Origin of the sequence: Brachyspira pilosicoli (assembly GCF_036997485.1) — a bacterium.
GTDB classification, from domain to species: domain Bacteria; phylum Spirochaetota; class Brachyspiria; order Brachyspirales; family Brachyspiraceae; genus Brachyspira; species Brachyspira pilosicoli_C.
The window spans coordinates 299,364-318,217 of the sequence record NZ_JAWLPU010000001.1 but is presented as its reverse complement, the minus strand read 5'-3'; the positions used below and the strand labels follow the sequence as shown (position 1 = coordinate 318,217).

Annotated in this window: 16 protein-coding genes; 9 read left to right on the top strand and 7 right to left on the bottom strand. The window is 28.9% G+C overall.

Annotated features, from left to right (window positions below; genetic code table 11):
* Positions 1–87: 87 nt before the first annotated feature.
* Complete coding sequence (locus R4I97_RS01360; protein WP_335783359.1) at positions 88–1,689, top strand: peptide ABC transporter substrate-binding protein; 1,602 nt, start codon at positions 88–90, stop codon at positions 1,687–1,689.
* Positions 1,690–1,771: 82 nt separating this feature from the next.
* On the opposite strand, the gene R4I97_RS01355 is transcribed toward R4I97_RS01360, so the two are convergent.
* Entirely contained in the window at positions 1,772–2,284 is a 513-nt protein-coding gene (locus tag R4I97_RS01355; RefSeq protein ID WP_335783358.1) for an adenine phosphoribosyltransferase, read from the bottom strand.
* A 479-nt stretch (positions 2,285–2,763) separates the two neighbouring features.
* On the opposite strand from R4I97_RS01355, the gene R4I97_RS01350 reads away from it, so the two are divergent.
* The gene (locus R4I97_RS01350; RefSeq protein WP_335783357.1) at positions 2,764–4,131 is read left to right on the top strand and encodes a tetratricopeptide repeat protein; all 1,368 of its coding nucleotides are present in this window, start codon (positions 2,764–2,766) and stop codon (positions 4,129–4,131) included.
* A gap of 271 nt (positions 4,132–4,402) precedes the next feature.
* Here R4I97_RS01350 and R4I97_RS01345 read toward each other — a convergent pair whose 3' ends face one another.
* The gene (locus R4I97_RS01345; RefSeq protein ID WP_335784047.1) at positions 4,403–4,522 is read right to left on the bottom strand and encodes a hypothetical protein; all 120 of its coding nucleotides are present in this window, start codon (positions 4,520–4,522) and stop codon (positions 4,403–4,405) included.
* A gap of 228 nt (positions 4,523–4,750) precedes the next feature.
* Between R4I97_RS01345 and ligA the strand changes: the two genes are divergently transcribed.
* The 7 genes from ligA to R4I97_RS01310 all read left to right on the top strand — a co-directional run bounded on the left by ligA (position 4,751) and on the right by R4I97_RS01310 (position 12,366).
* Positions 4,751–6,742 carry an NAD-dependent DNA ligase LigA gene (gene ligA / locus R4I97_RS01340; RefSeq protein ID WP_335783356.1) on the top strand — a complete coding sequence of 664 codons (1,992 nt, stop codon included), beginning with the start codon at positions 4,751–4,753 and terminating at the stop codon, positions 6,740–6,742.
* 159 nt (positions 6,743–6,901) lie between these two features.
* Positions 6,902–7,888 (top strand): hypothetical protein, encoded by a 987-nt coding sequence (locus R4I97_RS01335; protein ID WP_335783355.1) that lies wholly within the window; start codon positions 6,902–6,904, stop codon positions 7,886–7,888.
* A gap of 67 nt (positions 7,889–7,955) precedes the next feature.
* Positions 7,956–9,086: a DUF362 domain-containing protein gene (locus R4I97_RS01330; protein ID WP_335783354.1), complete on the top strand. Its 1,131-nt coding sequence runs from the start codon at positions 7,956–7,958 to the stop codon at positions 9,084–9,086.
* An 80-nt stretch (positions 9,087–9,166) separates the two neighbouring features.
* A complete protein-coding gene (gene fabZ / locus R4I97_RS01325) occupies positions 9,167–9,631 on the top strand; it encodes a 3-hydroxyacyl-ACP dehydratase FabZ (protein WP_219710129.1) in 465 nt (154 codons plus the stop codon).
* A 31-nt stretch (positions 9,632–9,662) separates the two neighbouring features.
* Positions 9,663–10,457, top strand: a complete 795-nt coding sequence (lpxA, locus tag R4I97_RS01320) for an acyl-ACP--UDP-N-acetylglucosamine O-acyltransferase (protein WP_335783353.1) — start codon at positions 9,663–9,665, stop codon at positions 10,455–10,457.
* Positions 10,457–11,578, top strand: coding sequence for a lipid-A-disaccharide synthase (gene lpxB, locus R4I97_RS01315; protein WP_335783352.1), 1,122 nt, complete (start codon positions 10,457–10,459; stop codon positions 11,576–11,578). Before lpxA ends, lpxB begins: the two co-directional genes overlap by 1 nt.
* 2 nt (positions 11,579–11,580) lie before the next feature.
* Positions 11,581–12,366 carry a hypothetical protein gene (locus R4I97_RS01310; protein ID WP_335783351.1) on the top strand — a complete coding sequence of 262 codons (786 nt, stop codon included), beginning with the start codon at positions 11,581–11,583 and terminating at the stop codon, positions 12,364–12,366.
* Here the strand turns inward: R4I97_RS01310 and infB are convergent.
* From infB to R4I97_RS01285, 5 genes are all read right to left on the bottom strand, one after another.
* Complete coding sequence (gene infB, locus R4I97_RS01305; RefSeq protein WP_335783350.1) at positions 12,363–14,687, bottom strand: translation initiation factor IF-2; 2,325 nt, start codon at positions 14,685–14,687, stop codon at positions 12,363–12,365. The two genes, R4I97_RS01310 and infB, sit on opposite strands and share 4 nt — an antisense overlap.
* A gap of 87 nt (positions 14,688–14,774) precedes the next feature.
* Positions 14,775–15,497 (bottom strand): SurA N-terminal domain-containing protein, encoded by a 723-nt coding sequence (locus R4I97_RS01300; protein WP_335783349.1) that lies wholly within the window; start codon positions 15,495–15,497, stop codon positions 14,775–14,777.
* An 88-nt stretch (positions 15,498–15,585) separates the two neighbouring features.
* The gene (locus R4I97_RS01295; RefSeq protein ID WP_335783348.1) at positions 15,586–17,079 is read right to left on the bottom strand and encodes a hypothetical protein; all 1,494 of its coding nucleotides are present in this window, start codon (positions 17,077–17,079) and stop codon (positions 15,586–15,588) included.
* 91 nt (positions 17,080–17,170) lie between these two features.
* Positions 17,171–18,043: a class I SAM-dependent methyltransferase gene (locus tag R4I97_RS01290; protein ID WP_335783347.1), complete on the bottom strand. Its 873-nt coding sequence runs from the start codon at positions 18,041–18,043 to the stop codon at positions 17,171–17,173.
* 8 nt (positions 18,044–18,051) lie between these two features.
* Positions 18,052–18,852 carry an OmpA family protein gene (locus tag R4I97_RS01285; protein WP_335783346.1) on the bottom strand — a complete coding sequence of 267 codons (801 nt, stop codon included), beginning with the start codon at positions 18,850–18,852 and terminating at the stop codon, positions 18,052–18,054.
* Positions 18,853–18,854 lie beyond the last annotated feature (2 nt).

The following is an 18,854-nucleotide window of genomic DNA, read 5'->3' as shown; positions in this document are numbered from 1 at the left end:
AAAAAAATTATTTCATAAATATTAATTGACAATATCCTTATACAAAATATAATAGCAGCAATAAAAAAAATAGGAGAATATGATATTATGAAACATTTTACTCTATTACTCTTATCTGTTTTGATGCTCGTATCAATTTCTTGCGGCGGCAATAAAACAGATGAAGGAGCAATATATATTAATGTAGGTCCGGAACCAAAAACTATAGACCCGGCATTAAACTCTACAGTAGACGGAAGTATATATATTCAGCATGCTTTTGAAGGTTTAGCTACTAGAGATAAAGAAAATAAAATAATACCTGGCGTTGCAGAAAGTTGGGATATAAGTGAAGATGGTTTAACCTATACATTTCATATAAGAGAAAATGCTAAATGGTCTGACGGTAAAAAAATTACAGCTGAAGACTTTGTTTATTCTTGGCAGAGAGCCGTTGATCCAATTACAGCTTCAGAATATGCTTATCAGTTTGAGCCTGTATTAAATGCTATGGATATCAATTCTGGTAAAAAACCTGTTGAAGATTTAGGAATTAAAGCTATAGATGAAAACACTCTCGAAGTAACATTAAATGCTCCTACTGCTTATTTCTTAGAGCTTGCTGCTTTTCCTACATTTTACCCTGTAAGAAAAGATATAATAGAGGAAAATAAAGATAATTGGACTCTTTCACCAGATACATATATAGGAAATGGTCCTTTTACTTTGGTAGAAAGAAGAACAGATGACAGACTTGTAATGGTAAAAAATACTAATTATTGGAATAGTCAAAATATTATACCAGAAAAATTGGTATTTATACTTATGCAAAACGGTACAGCTGCTGTGGCTGGTATAAAAGAGGGTTCTATACATTTTGCAAACAATCCTCCGCTTCAAGATATAGAAACATTACAAAACGAAGGTTTAATGCATATATCACCATATTTAGGTACATATTACTATTGTATTAATATTACAAATAGTGTATTGAAAGATGTTAGAGTAAGAAAGGCTTTAACTTTAGCAATAGATAGAAATTATTTAGTAGAGCAGGTTACAAGAGCAGGACAGCTTCCAGCAAGTGCTTGGGTGCCTAATGGTGTTAGTGATGTTAATGGAGAGTTTAGAAAGGTTGGCGGAGATTATTATAGTGTAAAGCCAGATGATTATCAAAAAAATGTAGAAGAGGCTAAGAAACTCCTTGCTGAGGCTGGATATGAAAACGGAAATAATTTTCCTGTAATAGAGTTTAAATCTAACTCTGGTGAACATATACAAATATTTGAAGCAGTACAGCAGATGTGGAAAGAGAATTTAAATATAGATTCTACTATAGCTCAAGAAGAATGGGCTACTTTCCAAGATACTAGACAAAATAAAAACTATATGATTGCTCGCCATGGTTGGATAGCTGATTATAATGACCCTATGAGTTTCCTTGGGGTATTTTTAAGCTATAGTGTACAAAACAATGGCGGTTATTCTAATAAAAATTATGACGATAAATTAAAACTTGCTATGTCTACTATAGACCAAGATGTAAGAATGAAAGCTATGCATGAGGCAGAAGATATACTTATGAATGATATGGGGTTAATCCCTCTTTATTTCTATACTGACCCTATAATGATTAGCAAAAAATTATCTGGCGTTATATTTGACCCTCTTGGTGCTCACAAGTTTTATTATGCTCAATTAGCTAAATAAATTTTGTAAATAAAAAATATGCAATAAAAAAGAATAGGAGTTATATTATAATTCCTATTCTTTATTTTTTTAATAAAAAAGTTTAATATTCTATTAAAACATTAACAGGATATTTGATTATATCTTTTCTTCCATTTAATTCTTTTAGTTCTATTAAAAAAGAAGAACCAACTATATTGCCTCCAAGTCTTTCAACCATTTTCATCATAGCCAAAGCAGTGCCTCCTGTAGCAATTAAATCATCCACTATAAGCACATTAGCTCCTTTATTTATAGCATCTTCATGCATATATAAAGCATCTGTACCATACTCTAATGCATATTCTTCTGATATAGTTTTGCAAGGCAATTTACCTTTCTTTCTAACAGGTACAAACCCGCAGTTTAATCTATAAGCCAAAGCAGAACCTATTAAAAATCCTCTGCTCTCAGCTCCTACTATATAATCTATTTTTTTATCTTCAACTTGTTTAGCCATAGAGTCTATTGCAAACTTAAAAGCATCTTTATCTTTTAATAAGGTTGTGATATCTCTAAATAATATACCCTCTTTAGGATAATCTTGTATGTTTCTTATGTAATTTTTTAAATCCATAAATTACTCCTAATTGTTTTAAAACTCACAGCATATAATTATATTAAGTTTTATAAAAAAATCAATTACAAAATAAAAAAACAAATTATTTATAATTTTAATATATTTGAAATTTTGTTAAACATACGCTATAGAAATTCTAAACTTAATTAATGCTTGGGCGGGTGCTTAAATTTCTAAGTGAGCTATAAAGATAGTTAATATGAAAATTTAAAATGTAATTATAGAGAATAAAGAGCGGGGAATGCAAATTAAGTTTTAAAATTTAATTACACTTGCCTACCCTCTAGGCTTTTTATTTTTTATAGTATTATAGTTTAATTTTTTTTGAACTTAATCTGTTATTCTAGCTGCCCACCCAAGATTTTTTTAAATTTGTAGCATACTCACCACGCACATAACTAGGTAAAAGATAGTATTTGATAATTTTTATTATAATATATAATATGATAACTAAAATTATATAGGAATATTAAAATATGGCTGATGATATCATTAAAGAATTATTAGGTAAATCTAAAGAAGCATTTGATAATAATAATTTTGAATTATCTATAGAATATCTTGAAAAAATTTTGTTTTATCAAGAAGATAATTATGAAATTTTTTATTTTATAGGTAAAAATAAAAATCATTTAAAACAATATGAAGAAGCTATAACAAATTTAAACAAAGCCATAAAATTAAATAGTACTAATTGTCTTCTTTATTCTGAAAGAGCTTTATCAAAACATAGTTTAGAGTTATATGAAGAAGCGGTTAAAGATTATGATAAAGCCATAGAATTAGCCAGCAGCAATCCAGAATATTATAATAATAGAGGGAATGCTAAAGCAGATTTATATCAGTATGAGGAAGCTATAAAAGATTATAACAAAGCTATAGAATTAAATAATAATGATTTATTAGCTTATTTTTATAAAGGAAAAGCTAAAGCTGATTTGTATCAGTATGAGGAAGCAATCAAAGATTATGATAAATCTATAGAATTAAATAATAATGATCCATTAGTTTATTTTTATAGAGGAACTGCTAAATTTAATTTACAGCAGTATGAGGAATCTATAAAAGATTATGATAAAGCTATAGAATTAAATAATGATGATTCATTAGCTTATTTTTGTAGAGGAAATGCTAAATTTAATTTACTGCAATATGATGAAGCGATTAAGGATTATGATAAAGCTATAGAATTAGATGATAATGATTTATATGCTTATTATAATAGAGCAGATGCTAAAATAAATTTGCAGCAATATGAGGAAGCGATTAAAGATTTTTGTAAATGCATAGAAATATACAAAAGTGATATGCATGCTTATAATCAAATAGGATTCTGTAAAATTAAATTAGCAAATATTGAATTAAAAAATAATAATAATATTTTAAATGCTAAAGAATTATTAAATGAATCTATAAAGTATTGTAGTAAGGGTATTAAAATAGTTAATTATAATTCTGAAATATATGACACTAGAGGATATGCTAAAACTAAACTTGCTAATATTGAAAGATATAACGGAAATATAAAAAAAGCAGTTAAAATATATAATGACTGCTTAAAAGATTTTTGTAAAGTTGAAGAATTAGAAAAAGAAATACCAGAAACTTTTAATAGTATAGGCTACATTAAAAATATACTTGCCAACATTCAAAAAGAAAGTATTTCAAAAGAAGAATATAAACACTTAAAAGATGAAGCTTTAATTTATTTTGAAAAAGCCTACAAAATAACTAATGATAAATTAAAACTGAAAATTGAAAAATATTTAATAAAACTTGCAAAAGAAAATGACAGTGTGGGTATAGAGTTCTGTACTAAAAATAATATTGATTATAGTGAATAAATTTGCAGGTATTGATAAACTTAAAAGTTTTCAAATATATAATAAGTTTTTTTATTCAACTTTTTCCCGCAGCAAAAAGTTGCAAAAAGTGCAAGTGTTTTAGCTTTGTATGTTTGTAATATATATGAATAAAATATAATATCTATATTTTAGGCTAAAAAAATGCAGTTCTTTTGCTTCTTTTATACCAATAAAAGAAGTGGAGGTGTGGGGGCTAGTCTCCAGAAATAACCTAAATTTGAAATAATATTTTTGACAAAATAAAATTACATTACAGTATATTTAAATCTTTTTTTACTTCATCAATAGAATATAACTCTTCTCCATTTTTTAGTCTATCTTCTGCTTCTAAAATAATTTTATAATCATAATAATCTTCTAAATATTCTATGACAGCATTTTCTATTAATTTATTTTCTGATATATTTTTTTCTTTAGCAATATTTTCTATGTTTTTTTAATGTTGAAGTCAAATCTAATACCATATTTATATCCTAGAAATTTAACTATTGAATTCAAACAATTTTATATTATAATAAAACTGTTATACAATAAATTTTAAAATATAAATAATTCTAATTAATACAATAAAAAATTATAATTCTTTAAGGTGTAAACGATGAACATAGAAGAAGCTAAACAAAAAATTGAACAATTAACTAAAACTATTAACTATCACAATAAACTTTATTATACAGATGACAACCCAGAAATAGAAGATTATGAATATGATAAACTATTTAGAGAATTAGAAAACCTTGAGAGAGAGTTTCCAGAGTTAAAAAAAGATGACAGCCCTACTAATAAAGTGGGAGGCACTATACTTGAAAAGTTTGAGAAGTTTGAGCATCCTATTGCAATGTACTCGCTTTCTAATGTTATGAATGAAGAGGAGTTTTTGGAGTTTGATAATAGAATGCAAAAAGAGCTTAATGCAAGTAAAATAAAATATACTGTTGAAAATAAATTTGACGGTCTTGCTTTAGAGTTAATATACGAAAAAGGAAAACTCACTGTTGCAAGCACTAGAGGAGACGGACAGGTCGGTGAGAATGTTACTAATAATGTTAAGATGATAAGCAATGTTCCTAAAAACATAAAAGAGACAAAAAAACTAATTGTACGAGGGGAGGCATTAATAACCAAAAAAGATTTTGAAGCATTAAACAAAGAAAGAGAAGAGCTTGAAGAGATACCTTTTGCTAATGCAAGAAATGCTGCTTCCGGAGGATTAAGACAATTAGACAGTGCTGAAAGCAAAAAAAGAAGATTAAAATTCTTTGCATACCAGATTGCAAATTATAAAAATTTTGATTTAACTAATGAATATAAATCAATGGAGTTTTTATCAGAATTAGGCTTTACAGTTGAAGGAGTGCATCCAAATATTGAAGCTAAAAAAGTATTAGAAATTTATTACAACATACAAGAAAAAAGAAGCAAGATGGATTATGAGATTGACGGACTTGTAATAAAAGTTGATGATGTTAAATATCAGGAGAAATTAGGATTTTTATCAAGAGCGCCAAGATTTGCAGTAGCATTCAAATTCAAGCCAGAAGAAAAAGAAACTATCCTTAAAAACATAGAAGTACAAGTTGGACGCACTGGTGCATTAACACCTGTTGCTAAATTAGAGCCTGTTCAAGTTGGAGGCGTTACAGTTTCAAATGTTACACTTCATAACCCTAATGAGATAAAATCAAAAGATATAAGAATAGGAGATACTGTTGTAGTCATTCGTTCTGGGGACGTTATACCAAAAATTGTGAGAGTGGTATTAGAGAAAAGGCTTTCAGACAGTAAAGTTTTTGAGTTTCCTAAAAAATGTCCTGTATGCGGAGGAGATACTGCTATCACTGACGGCGATGTAATTGTAAGATGTATTAATGAAGAATGTCCAAGCAAGATTACAAGATATATAGAATATTTTGTTTCAAAACCTGCTATGAATATGGAGAGAATAGGTAAAGAGTGGATTGCAGTATTTACAAAAAGCGGACTTGTTAAAACTCCAGCTGACCTTTATAAAATAACAAGAGATGATTTATTTAAGTTTGAAAGAATGGGAGAAAAATTAGCATCTTATATGCTTGAATCTATTGAAAACAGTAAAAACACTACTTTAAAAAGATTTATATATGCATTAGGTATTCGTCAGGTGGGAGAGACTACTGCTGACTTACTTGCTAAATATTTTACATCAATAGATAATTTCAAAAAGGCAACCATTGAAGACTTACAAAATATTGAGGGTATAGGCGAAATAAGTGCTCAAAGTATTTATGATTTTCTTAATAATAAAAAGACATTGAAATTGATAGATGATTTACTTGCGGTAGGGGTTAATCCTGTATTTGAAAAACTTACAACTGTAGAATCTCCTCTCACAGGAAAGAATGTCGTAATAACAGGTTCAATAGAAGGTTTTACAAGGACTTCAGCAAAAGAAACAGCCGAAAGACTCGGAGCAACTGTGCAATCTGCAGTATCAAAAAATACAGACATTTTGATAGTAGGAGAGAAAGCAGGAAGTAAACTTAAAAAAGCTCAGGAATTAGGCATTCAAATAATGGAAGCCGATGAGTTTATAAAGATAGCTAATTTATAATATTGTTATATTAATTTGTTATTAAACATTAATAATATTTGTTCTTTATAGGAAACATAATATAGAGATTTGACTTTTTAAAGCTATTGACTTTTTTTATTCAAGTGTATACAATTAAATTACTTGGCGAAGCTTTGTATTTTGCCGAGGAGTTTGAGTATGAAAATAACTACAGTATTTTTATTGAATATATTTATACTCTTTAGTAGTAATATGCTTTTTTCTCAAGATATAACTTTTAGAATAACTGGTATATCTGGAGTTGCTTTTATAGAAAAATCAGAAAAATCATTAAGAGTTTTCAGAGGCAGTGAAATACATGAAGGATATAAATTAAGCACAGAAAGTAATACAACCGTAGATATTACTGTATTAAAAAATGGAAATAATATTGGAAGTATTTCATTAAATGAAAAAAGTATAATGATGGTTAATTCGGTTTTTGCTGAAGACTCTTACATATCATTATCTTTACTTCATGGTTATTTTACTGTTAGTATAGAAGATAACTATCAAGTGCATACTGCAAATGTTTCTTCTACTGTTAGTTCTGACAATACAGCAGCAAAAGTAGAAGTTGCTTTTTCTGAAGATGGTTCTACCATAGTGATTCCTATTAATGTTAAGGTTAATGTTTATACAGATAATGATGAGAGGGTTATTAATCCAAGAGAAGTTTATATTGCTGGTTTTGATGGAAATAATAAAGTAGTAAATCAGGGCAGTGATACAGATCCTTTAGTATTTTTAAATAGGGGAGAAGAGAATGCAAGGCAAGATTCTGCTTCTACAATAGAAAGTTTGATTTCTGCTATGGAAGATATATCTCATAACGATATTGGTTTAGTTTCTGCTGTATCATTTACAGATGTAAATAATGGTGAAAAAGATATTGATGCTTTGGAAATGAAGAAAAATAGAATGATAGCAGGAAATGAGGGATATTATAATTCTATAGTAAGATTAATTAATTCAGATTCTGTAAGTAAAAATGAAATGATGCCTTATGCAAGAAAGTCATTGGGATTATATAGTGCAAATCAAAGGGCTATAAATAAGATGGATTCTGCGTTAAATAGAACTCGTGATAAGTTTAACAGAATTAAAAAAGACTTTGATAGAAAGATGCATGGAGTTTCTGAATAATTATTAATTTTAAATAGTATACTTTTTTATTCTAATATTTATTAAAATTCATTATATAAGGAATTCAATGAGTAAAGTAGTTATAATTAAATGTGAGAATTATGATTTGGATATAGTTAAATCTGCCATTAGCCGCGGTATAGATTTGCTTGGAGGGATAGATTTATTTGTTCATAATAATGATAAAGTATTATTAAAGCCAAATTTATTAGCAGCAGAAACAGCTGATAAATCTGTAACTACTCATCCTGTAGTTTTTGAGGCCATAGCATCAATTTTGCAGGAGAAAGGCTGTAAAGTTTCTTATGGGGATTCCCCTGGTGTTGGAAGGGGCAGCAGTGTGGCAATGAAAGCTGGTATTGATGAGGTTGCGAGTAGACTTAATGTAGAATATGCTGATTTTGATGAGCCTGTTGGTGTTAATTTTCCTGATGGTATTCAAGAGAAAAGTTTTACAATAGCAAAACCTGTTACAGAAGCTGATGTTATAATTAGTTTGCCAAAGTTAAAATCTCATGCTTTAACTGTGATGACGGGTGCTGTAAAAAACCAATTTGGATGCATACCGGGTTTTAGAAAGGCTGAGTATCATTTGAAGCTTCCTGATTTTGAAGATTTTTCTACCATGCTTTTGGACTTGAATAAATATGTAAATCCAAAATTATACATAATGGATGCAATACTTGCTATGGAGGGAAATGGTCCAAGAAGCGGAAATCCGAGAAAAGTTAATGCATTGCTATTTTCCACTGATGCTGTTGCTTTAGATTATATTGCTTCAAAGATTATATCTTTTGATTATAATAATATACCTACTTTAAAAATGGGTTTTAAGCATAATTTTTCTAACAAAGATGATATAGAAGTTTTAGGCGATGATATAGAGAGTGTTAAGGTTCTTGATTTTAAAAAACCGCATAAAAAAATAGGTATAGGCAGAAGTTTGATGAAGTTTGCTAATTTTCCTATGGTAAAAAGAATATTTTCTTTTATTATACCTAAGCCTGTTATAGATAAAAATAAATGTGTAAAATGCGGTGTATGTGTTAAGGTTTGTCCTGTTACTCCTTTGGCATTAAACTTTGATAAGAAAGGTAAGAATTATCCGCCTGAATATTATTACGATAAATGTATAACTTGTTATTGCTGCCAAGAATTATGTCCGCATAAAGCCATATTTTTAAAAAGAAAGTTTTAAATTACTTGAAGTTTAGTTAATATTATGGTATCATTATAGAAATATTATAAGTAGAATTTTTTTAAAAAAGGTAATGATAAATGGAAAATATTAATATAACTAAAATAATGGAGCTTCTTCCGCATAGATATCCTTTCTTGCTTGTAGATAAGGTAATAAGCATAGAAGAAGGTAAAATACATTCTGTAAAAAATGTTACTTTTAATGAACCTCAATTTACAGGTCATTTTCCAGAAAGTCCTATAATGCCTGGTGTCTTAATGGTTGAGGCAATGGCGCAAACTTCTGGCATATATTGTTATATGAAGCTTTTAAAGCCTGAAGAGATTGGTAACAAGTTTATGTTTTTTGCTAAAATAGATAATGTTAAGTTTAAAAATCCTGTTATACCAGGTGATGTAATGGATATGTTTGTTACTGTTGAGGCTTTTAATGGAACTTTGCTTAAAACACATGGTGAAGTTAGGGTAGGTGATAGTTTAGCTTGTTCTGCTGATTTGGGATTATTTTTAGTAGATAAAGAAGCTATGAAAATTAATAAATAATAAGATTAATAAATAATTGGATAACAAAAAGATGAAAAAAGATATACATGAAACTGCTATTATTTCAGAATCTGCTAAAATAGCGGATAATGTAAAAATAGGGCCTTATAGTATAATAGAAGGCAATGTAACTATAGGTGAAAACACTATAATAGGTGCTCATACTGTTATAAAAGAGTATACTAATATAGGTAAAAACAATATAATTCATGATAATGTTGTTTTGGGAGATTTACCTCAGGATATACATTTTGATAGAAAGACTGTTACATTTTTAGAGATTGGTGATAATAATGAGATAAGAGAGTTTGCCAATTTGCATAGGGCATCAAAAGAAAATCAAAAAACTATAATAAAAAATAATTGCTATATAATGGCTACTGGTCATGTTGCGCATGATTGTGAGATTAATGATAATGTTATTATATGTAATGGTGCTTTGGTTGCCGGGCATGTAAGAGTAGGAAAGGGAGCTTTTATTTCTGGTAACTGTGTTGTGCATCAATTTTGCTCTATAGGCGAGTATGCTATGATTAGCGGAATGTCTGCGGTTGGTAGAGATATTTTGCCTTATGCTTTAACTGCTCATGCGGGGGAAGCTATTATATATAAACTTAATTTAGTTGGTATGAGGAGAGCTGGTTTTACTTCTGAAGAGATTAGTCAGGCTGAAGAAGCTTATGATATGTGGTATAATTGGAATAGAACAAAGCAAGAGTTTTTGGATAGATATTTGGACGATGATAGTTTAAATAATATAGCTAAAAAAATAATTGTTTTTATATCACAGTCTAAAAGAGGTATAACTCCAAGAAAGACAGTATAATGAGGATATTTATAGCTACAGGAGAAGTATCTGGCGACATTCAGGGAGCCTTGATTGCAAATGAAATAAAAAAATTAGCACCAGAAACTATAATAGATGGATTTGGCGGCGTTGAGATGAAAAAGGCTAATGTTAATATTTTATCTGATATGTCAACATTATCTACTATGGGAATATTTGAGGGCATTAATCCAAAATTTGCTTTCAAAAAACTTGGTGCTTTCAACATATTAAAAGAGTATCTTAAAAATAATAAAGTTGATATAATGCTTCTTGTAGATAATCAAGGAGTTAATCTCATATTAGCTAAATATTGTAAAAAAAATAATATTCCTTATATCTATTATTTTCCTCCGCATGTTGGTATATGGGGAGAATGGAATGCTAAAAGGCTTTTATCTGCTAAAAAGATAATCACTCCTTTTAAATTTGATTATGAGGTTTATAAAAAATATAATTGTAATGTTATTTATAGCGGGCATCCTTTTGCTGATATTAATTATAATAGAGAAGTTTCTCCATTAAATATGGATAAAAAAGAATATACAGTTGGCGTGTTATTCGGAAGCAGATATCAAGAGATTAAAAAGCTTGCTCCTGTTTTTATTAAGTCTATGAAGATACTTAATGATATGTTATTTGGAAATATAAGGTTTATTATACCTGTTGCTTATCCTGAATATAGAAAGCCTATAGAGAATATTATAGATGATTATAAAGATTTATTGAATGGAGTATATTATTCTATAATAGAAAATAAAGATGATGTTTATTTTTATTCTGATGCTTTAATAATGTCAAGCGGTACTGCCAGTTTGATAGCGGCTTGTTATGGAAAACCTATGGTTATATGTTATAAAATATCTCGTATAACTTTTTGGCTTGGCAAGATTTTTACTAACATAAAATATGTTGGTATGCCTAATGTTATGCTTAATGAGGAAGCGGCTCCTGAACTTCTTCAGAGAGATTGCAATCCAAATGCTATTAGCAGTCATATTATAAAATATTTAACAGATAAAGAATATTATAATAAAACTAGTTCTAATTTAGTTAGGGTAAGAGAATTACTCGGCGATAAAAATGTATTAGAACGTGTTGCAAAAGAGATTATTAATTAAAAATGGCAAATGATGATTTTTTTGATAAGATAGAAGAATATTTAAAAAAGACAAATATGGAGTTTGATATTCTTTTTGTTGATTCTATTACAAAAGATAAAATTGCTTTATTAGTAAATAAGATATTAAACAAATACAAGATAGAAAAATATTATGAAGATGTTCTTTATATATTGATGGAGCTTATAACTAATGCTATTAAAGCAAGATATTTGCATTTAATTAGTTTAAAAATACTTAGTGAGATATATCCTGATTATTCTTTAGATGAATATTATAGTAATCCTGAGATAATGAAAAAATATTCTGATATATTTAGAGATAATGAAAGCAGAGAGAAATTAAAAACTATTTTAAAAAGTGAAAATAAGTTTGTATCTAATAATAATATAGATAATTTTTATAATGATATTTTATTATTAAATGAAAACACTAAAAGTAAATTTATTATAAAATTATTTATTCATATTACAAAAAATAATATAGAATTTGATGTAGTTAATGATTCCCCTCTTATTATGCTTGGACGTACGAGAATAGACAGTAAGAGGCTCACTTTTAAAGAATATTATAATAATAATATGGTAGAGAGTTTTTTCTTAGAGCAATTAGATAACAGTGAAAGTGCTGGTTTTGGTTTAGCTTTATGCGATCTTAGGCTATATAATATGGGGCTTGAACCTACAAAATATTTAGAAATATATGATGCAGATAACAAAACGCATTCAAAATTGACAATACCTATAAAAAGTATATTTAGCCATTTGATATTTCATAATAAATATTAAAGTTCTTGAGCAATTTCTTCTATTTTGAATATCTCTAATAAATCACCCTTTTTGATATCATTAAAGTTTTCTATAGAAGCACCGCATTCATATCCGCTTGCAACTTCTTTAACATCATCTTTAATACGTCTTAAAGAAGAGATTTTGCTAGTATAAATAAGCACATTATCTCTCATCACTCTCACCCCAGCATTTCTCTCAATTTTACCGCTAGTTACATAACATCCAGCAATAGTGCCAACCTTAGGAACATGGAATACATCTCTAACTTCAACAGTTCCAATATCAACTTCTTTTTTAAGTCTTTCAAGAGAACCTTTCATAGCATTTTGTATAGATTCTATTGCTTCGTAAATAATGTCGTATCTCTCTATAGGTATAGCAAGTTTTTCAGCTAACTCTCTTGCCTTACCGGAAGGACGAACTCTGTATGCGATTATTATAGCATTAGAAGCATGTGCTAAGTTTACATCACTTTCAGTAACAGCTCCTGATGCACTATATATTGAAACAAATCTTATCTTATCACTTTGTATTTTGTTTAGAGCATCTCTTAAAGCCTCAGCACTTCCCTGAACATCTGCTTTAATTATAACCTTAAACTCTTTCATGGCATCTGAAGCTATTTTCTCATAAAGGTTTTCCAAAGTAACTTTAACATTAGCCTTCAAAGCTTCTTGCTGTTTTAATTGTACCCTCTTATCAGCTATAGCTTTAGCCTCTTTTTCATCAAGCATAACATTGAAAGATTCGCCAGCTTCAGGAGTCTTTTCAAAACCTAAAACTTCAACAGGAGTAGAAGGCAAAGCTTTTGTAACTCTTTGACCTAAATCATTAACCATAGCACGTACTTTACCAACAGAAAGCCCGCAAACAAAGTAATCTCCAATTTTTAAAGTACCATTTTGAACTAATACTGTACCTACTGGTCCTCTTCCCTGATCAAGTGAAGCCTCTAATACTATACCTATAGCCTCTCTATTAGGATTAGCTTTTAATTCAAGCATTTCAGCTTGTAAAATAATAGCCTCTAATAAATCATTAATACCTTGTTTTGTTAATGCACTAACACCTATATATTGAGTATCTCCTCCCCATTCTTCAGGAGTAAGACCATGTTCAGATAAAGCAGCCTTAACTTTATCCATAGAAGCATTAGGTAAATCCATTTTATTAACAGCAACAATAATAGGTACATTAGCTTCTTTGGCGTGATTTAAAGCTTCTAAAGTTTGAGGCATAACACCGTCATCTGAAGCAACAACAAGTATTACTATGTCGGTACTTTTAGCACCTCTCGCTCTCATCATAGTAAATGCAGCGTGCCCTGGAGTATCAATAAAAGCTATCTCTCCGCTTGGAATTTTTACTTTATAAGCACCTATATTTTGAGTAATACCGCCGCTTTCTTTAGAAGTGATATTACTATGTCTTATAGCATCAAGAAGCGAAGTTTTACCATGGTCAACGTGTCCCATAATTGTTACAACTGGAGGACGAGGTTTCAAGTCTTCTGGTTTATCTTCTTTTATTTCTATAGTAGCTTCTTCTTGTAACGATATAACATTAACCTTACAGCCAAAATCATCAGCTATAATTGTAGCTGTATCAGAATCTATTATATCATTAACTCTAGCCATAGTACCCATACCCATAAGTTTGGATATTATGTCTGAAGCTCTTAAATTCATCTTTTTAGCTAAATCTCCAACAGTAATAGTTTCCATTATGCTGATTTCTTTTTCAACACTTGCAAGTCTTTGTTCCTGCTGAAGTTTTTTAGCTTGTAATTTATTAAATATTTTATTTTCTTGTCTTTGAGCAGCTTCTGCTTTAGAATCTTTTTGAGAAGATTTTTTATCGTATTCTTTTTCTTTCTTCTCATAATCTCTTTTTTTATTATCTTTCTTATTATCTTTTTTAAAAGATACCTCTTCCACAGGCGGAGGAGCTATTTGAGCATTTTTATACTGCTGATGCTTATTACTATCTTTATTGAAATCTTTATTAAATTCTTTGTTTGAATCTTTATTATAAGTTTTATTAATATCTCTATTATCTTTATTATTATTAAACTTATTAAAATTTTTATGTTCTTGAGGAGTAGGAGCCTCTTTTACATCTTCTTGTTTTTCAGTTTTATTATGTATTATAAATTTCTTTTTTTTAACTATAACTTTTTTTACAGTAGCACTAGCCTGATTTTCTTCGTTATTATTAGCGGAGTTATTAGATTTTTTATTAATAATTACTTTTTTAGGCTTATTATCTGGTGATAATTCTTGCTTATTTTTGTCATTACTCTCATTTATTTGAGGCATCATCTTCCTTCTTTTTTATAGTATATTCACTTGTAAGATACTAAATTATATATACCTTACAAGTGTTTTTATATTTTTATATATTTATTAATTTGTTGCTCTAGGCAATAAGTTATTATTAGTAGCTTGTCCTTGTGTATTAGGCATAGGAGGAACTATAGTTGGTTCTCCTAATACTGCATTATTTCTTTCTATTACAGCTTTATCTTTTAAATCTATTATATCTCTTTGAACATTTTGTTCTGCGTAAACTCTTTTATAAATATCAGCTATGTATGGAGCTGTTTGTGTGTTGTATTCTGTGATACCATATTGAGCTAATTGTAATTGATCTTTTGCTTGGTCAAAGAATGCTTTAGCTTGTTCTGGAGTTGGATTTGGTACGTTACTTGCTGCTTGTTCTATTAATTTTTGATAATAGTATTGTGCTTTAATATTTCTTATTGTAGCATCTATTGTAGATTTAGCTTCTTCTGTTTCAAAGAATTTATCTGTTTCTGCTTTTTTTAGTAGAAGTATTTGATTGATTAAGTCTTCTGCGTAGTTTTGTTTATATCTATTATCACTTTCTATCATAGCTATTTGCTCAGGAGTTGCTCCTTGTGCTTTCATAGAGTTTAAGAATACTTTATAGTCTTTATTAAAATTAGTTTGATTGATTGTGAAGTCATCTACTTTTAATACCCATTCACCTTCACCGCCTTGAAGATATGCTAATGAATCTGAAGAATTTGAAGTATTTGTTTTTGAACAAGATATAAAAAATATCGATAACACTATTAATGATAAAAATAATTTTTTAATATACATAAAGAATACTCCTTAATTTACAATACAACTTAATAGTTGCAATAGTTTATCATATATATATTATTAGTGCAAGCTATTTTATAAATATTTATTTTTTGCCAGAATACATATTTATAACTAAATTATTAAGCTCTTTTTCTAATATACCATACCAAATAGATTTTCTTCTTTTTAGAGCACTGCTATCTAAGGCATATTTCATTAATTTATTATAAGTTTCATTAGCTTTTTGCACATTTTGAAATATCGGTACATGATTAGCAGGAAATATTTCTGTTAAATTCATTTCTATTTCTTTTTTTATTACAGTATCATATATAGGCAAAACTTTTTCATATCCATTACATATACTTTCTGCATATTCCAATACCATAGGGTCAAAATCTGGAATAGTTTTTAATAGTTTTATTATGAGCGCGAAAGTGTCTATCGCTTCTTTATAATTTTCTTTGACTACATAAGCACCATTTGCATTATTGCATAAGTCGCATATAGTTTTATTATCATAAGCAGATATATATTCATTAACTCTTCTGTTTATTTGGAATTTAGGCATAGAGCTAATTGCTTTTGAAATTAAATCTAATATACTTGTAAATAATCTCTGCTTCCACAGATTACCTTTTATACTTTTAACAAGTTCTTCCATTTCATTAAAGAAAGCTTCTTTATATTTTTCATTAGGATTAAATATTGCTTCTACTATAGGAATTTCAGTTCCTTTAAAAGATATCATACCGTTGTCATAGAAAGATATAATATTTTTTTCAAATATTTCGCTTTTTGTTTTGCTATTTTCTTTAAGGAAGTTAAATTGCAAATTTTTTGTAACGATTATTTTAGTGTCTTTTGGAGAGAGCATATTTGCTCTTGCTTGCATTCTTGCTGCATTGTTAATGAGAAAACCAGACAAATCACCATCTTCTGTTATTATAAGAGAGCTGTTGCTCATTCCGCCTGCTATGCCGGCGCTTACTTTGAATTCTGGAAATATGGATGTATCTATATCTGGGCACTCTGTTAATATTCTTTTTTTGCTTAAAGCTCCAATGATAGCCATTGTAGCACTTAAAGCATCGGTTGCAGACGGACACATCATTACTATTTCATCACCCTGCTTTCTGTGAGATATAACATTATAAAATTTAGTAAGTTCGCCTATTTTGTTTTGTAATAAATCATCTAAAGCATGCATTTTAGAAAGGTTATTTTTATTCTCTTCGCAAAACTTTGTATATCCATGAATATCAAGCATAGCTATATAAATATCTGCTATAGTTAAACTAAGCTTTAAATCTCCAGCAAAGCTATACTTAGGATTTTCTATAACAAATTGATCCCATAACTTTGGATATGTTTCTTTATCTAAATTATTAAAAAACCCCCAATTAATCTTTCTTATAAGACTAAATAGTCCTTTTAAAATATTATTATGGTCATTGATTTTTTCAAAATTAACATTGCTTGCATAAGTAAATATTTCTGAGAAAGTTTTTATTTTTCCAGATACTATTTGTTCACTTAAATGAGTATATAACTCATATTTTGATGTTGAGGGGGTATAGTCTTCAATTGTGTTCACATTGTTTCCTTAAAAATTATTAATATATCTCAAACCCATTTAAAACTTTAACTCATAAATAAAAAAAAGCAATAGTTATAGTATTATAATTTTATGTAAAAAACCTTGCATATATTCCTGATGGGAGTATTAAATTACTATTTTCTATAGGAAGCGCTATCTCTCCGCTTTCAAAAAAACCTTTATTTTTAATTTGAGTTTGTAAAATATTTTTAAGAGATATATGAGAAAAACTTGCAGTATAGCAATTAATTAAAAATAAAATAGGGGAGGGAGATAATAGTTTAACGCATTCTTCTACCAATCTTGTTAAACTTGTTTCTATCTGCCAAAGCTCTCCATTAGGACCTCTGCCATATACTGGAGGGTCCATTATAATAACATCATATTTTCTCTCTCTTCTCACTTCTCTTAAAACAAATTTGATAACATCTTCTATAATAAATCTTACTTTTTTATTTTGAAAATTATTAATTTCGATATTTGTTTTTGCATGCCCAAGAATTTTTTTTGAAGCATCAACATGCACTATTTCATCGCAATCCGCATAAGCACAAGCTACAGTTGCACCGCCTGTATATGCAAATAAATTTAAAGCTTTTATTTCTTTGTTTTGATGAGTAGAAGATTTTTTTTCTTTAATTTTGTCTATTATAAATTGCCAATTAACAGCCTGCTCTGGAAAAAGTCCAATATGTTTAAAGTTTGTAAACTCTATTTTGAATGATAAATCTCTGTATTTGATGATAAAGTTTTCTTTAGGAGTGTTAATATACTGCCAATAACCGCCTCCCTTATCAGAGCGATGATATATGGCATCTAAATTATCCCATTTATTTAATTGTTTTTGCCAAATAATTTGAGAATCAGGACGCGATACTAAAAATCCTCCTATATTCTCAAATTTTTCGCCATTTCCAGCATCTAAAATTTTATAATCTTTCCAATCTCTTGCTACAATCATACAATTTATTATTTTTGATTATAGTAAGTTACATCATTACGAACTACAACTATATCAACTCTTCTATTTAAAGCTCTTCCATCCGGCAAATCATTAGAAGCCACAGGTCTAGTGTCAGCATAACCTGCAACAGAATATTTATTTATGTCTAACTTTCCAGTTTGGTCGCTTTCAAATATTTTTTCTAATACAACAATAGCTCTCGCAGTAGAAAGTCCCCAGTTGTTTCCAAACCATTGTTCTGTAATACTTCCTTCTAATATTGCACCAGAATCTGTATGACCTTCTATTCTAATATCGTTTGGTAATGTGCTAAGCACTGAAGCTATCTTGATAAAAGTTTCAGTATTGCTTTGGGTATTTACTATGTTTGTAGAAGCTGATTCAAAATATTGGTCTGCACCTAATGTGATGACAAAACCTCTTTCATCTTCAGATACTCTTACTTTATTGTTTTTTATTTCAGATTCTAATACTGATACTGCCTTATCCACGCTTCTACCCATAGAGTAACCTCTGTCCATAGCAGGTAAAGCATCTACATTAGCTCCTCCTGCAACTAATTTACTCTGTGATAAAGTAACTCCCCCAGATAAATTACCAAAAGAACCCTGAAAAGCAGTAGCAAGCAACTGCATAGTAGAATCACTAATAGATTCAGACATTGTAGAAAGTAGTAATACGAAGAACGTAAGTACCAAAGTAACGAAGTCTCCATAAGTTTGAAGCCATAATGGAGCAGAAGGACCAGGTACCTGTGCTTTATCCCCAACTTTTTTAGCTTTTTTACCAAATTTAATAGTAGCCATTA

Bases quoted from the DNA above. Each gene is read 5' to 3' on its own strand.
- R4I97_RS01310 (WP_335783351.1), top strand. From the start codon at position 11,581: ATGGCAAATGATGATTTTTTTGATAAGATAGAAGAATATTTAAAAAAG.
- R4I97_RS01350 (WP_335783357.1), top strand. From the start codon at position 2,764: ATGGCTGATGATATCATTAAAGAATTATTAGGTAAATCTAAAGAAGCA.
- R4I97_RS01300 (WP_335783349.1), bottom strand. From the start codon at position 15,497: ATGTATATTAAAAAATTATTTTTATCATTAATAGTGTTATCGATATTT.
- R4I97_RS01335 (WP_335783355.1), top strand. From the start codon at position 6,902: ATGAAAATAACTACAGTATTTTTATTGAATATATTTATACTCTTTAGT.
- infB (WP_335783350.1), bottom strand. From the start codon at position 14,687: ATGCCTCAAATAAATGAGAGTAATGACAAAAATAAGCAAGAATTATCA.
- lpxB (WP_335783352.1), top strand. From the start codon at position 10,457: ATGAGGATATTTATAGCTACAGGAGAAGTATCTGGCGACATTCAGGGA.
- fabZ (WP_219710129.1), top strand. From the start codon at position 9,167: ATGGAAAATATTAATATAACTAAAATAATGGAGCTTCTTCCGCATAGA.
- ligA (WP_335783356.1), top strand. From the start codon at position 4,751: ATGAACATAGAAGAAGCTAAACAAAAAATTGAACAATTAACTAAAACT.
- R4I97_RS01355 (WP_335783358.1), bottom strand. From the start codon at position 2,284: ATGGATTTAAAAAATTACATAAGAAACATACAAGATTATCCTAAAGAG.
- R4I97_RS01360 (WP_335783359.1), top strand. From the start codon at position 88: ATGAAACATTTTACTCTATTACTCTTATCTGTTTTGATGCTCGTATCA.
- R4I97_RS01330 (WP_335783354.1), top strand. From the start codon at position 7,956: ATGAGTAAAGTAGTTATAATTAAATGTGAGAATTATGATTTGGATATA.
- lpxA (WP_335783353.1), top strand. From the start codon at position 9,663: ATGAAAAAAGATATACATGAAACTGCTATTATTTCAGAATCTGCTAAA.
- R4I97_RS01285 (WP_335783346.1), bottom strand. From the start codon at position 18,852: ATGGCTACTATTAAATTTGGTAAAAAAGCTAAAAAAGTTGGGGATAAA.
- R4I97_RS01290 (WP_335783347.1), bottom strand. From the start codon at position 18,043: ATGATTGTAGCAAGAGATTGGAAAGATTATAAAATTTTAGATGCTGGA.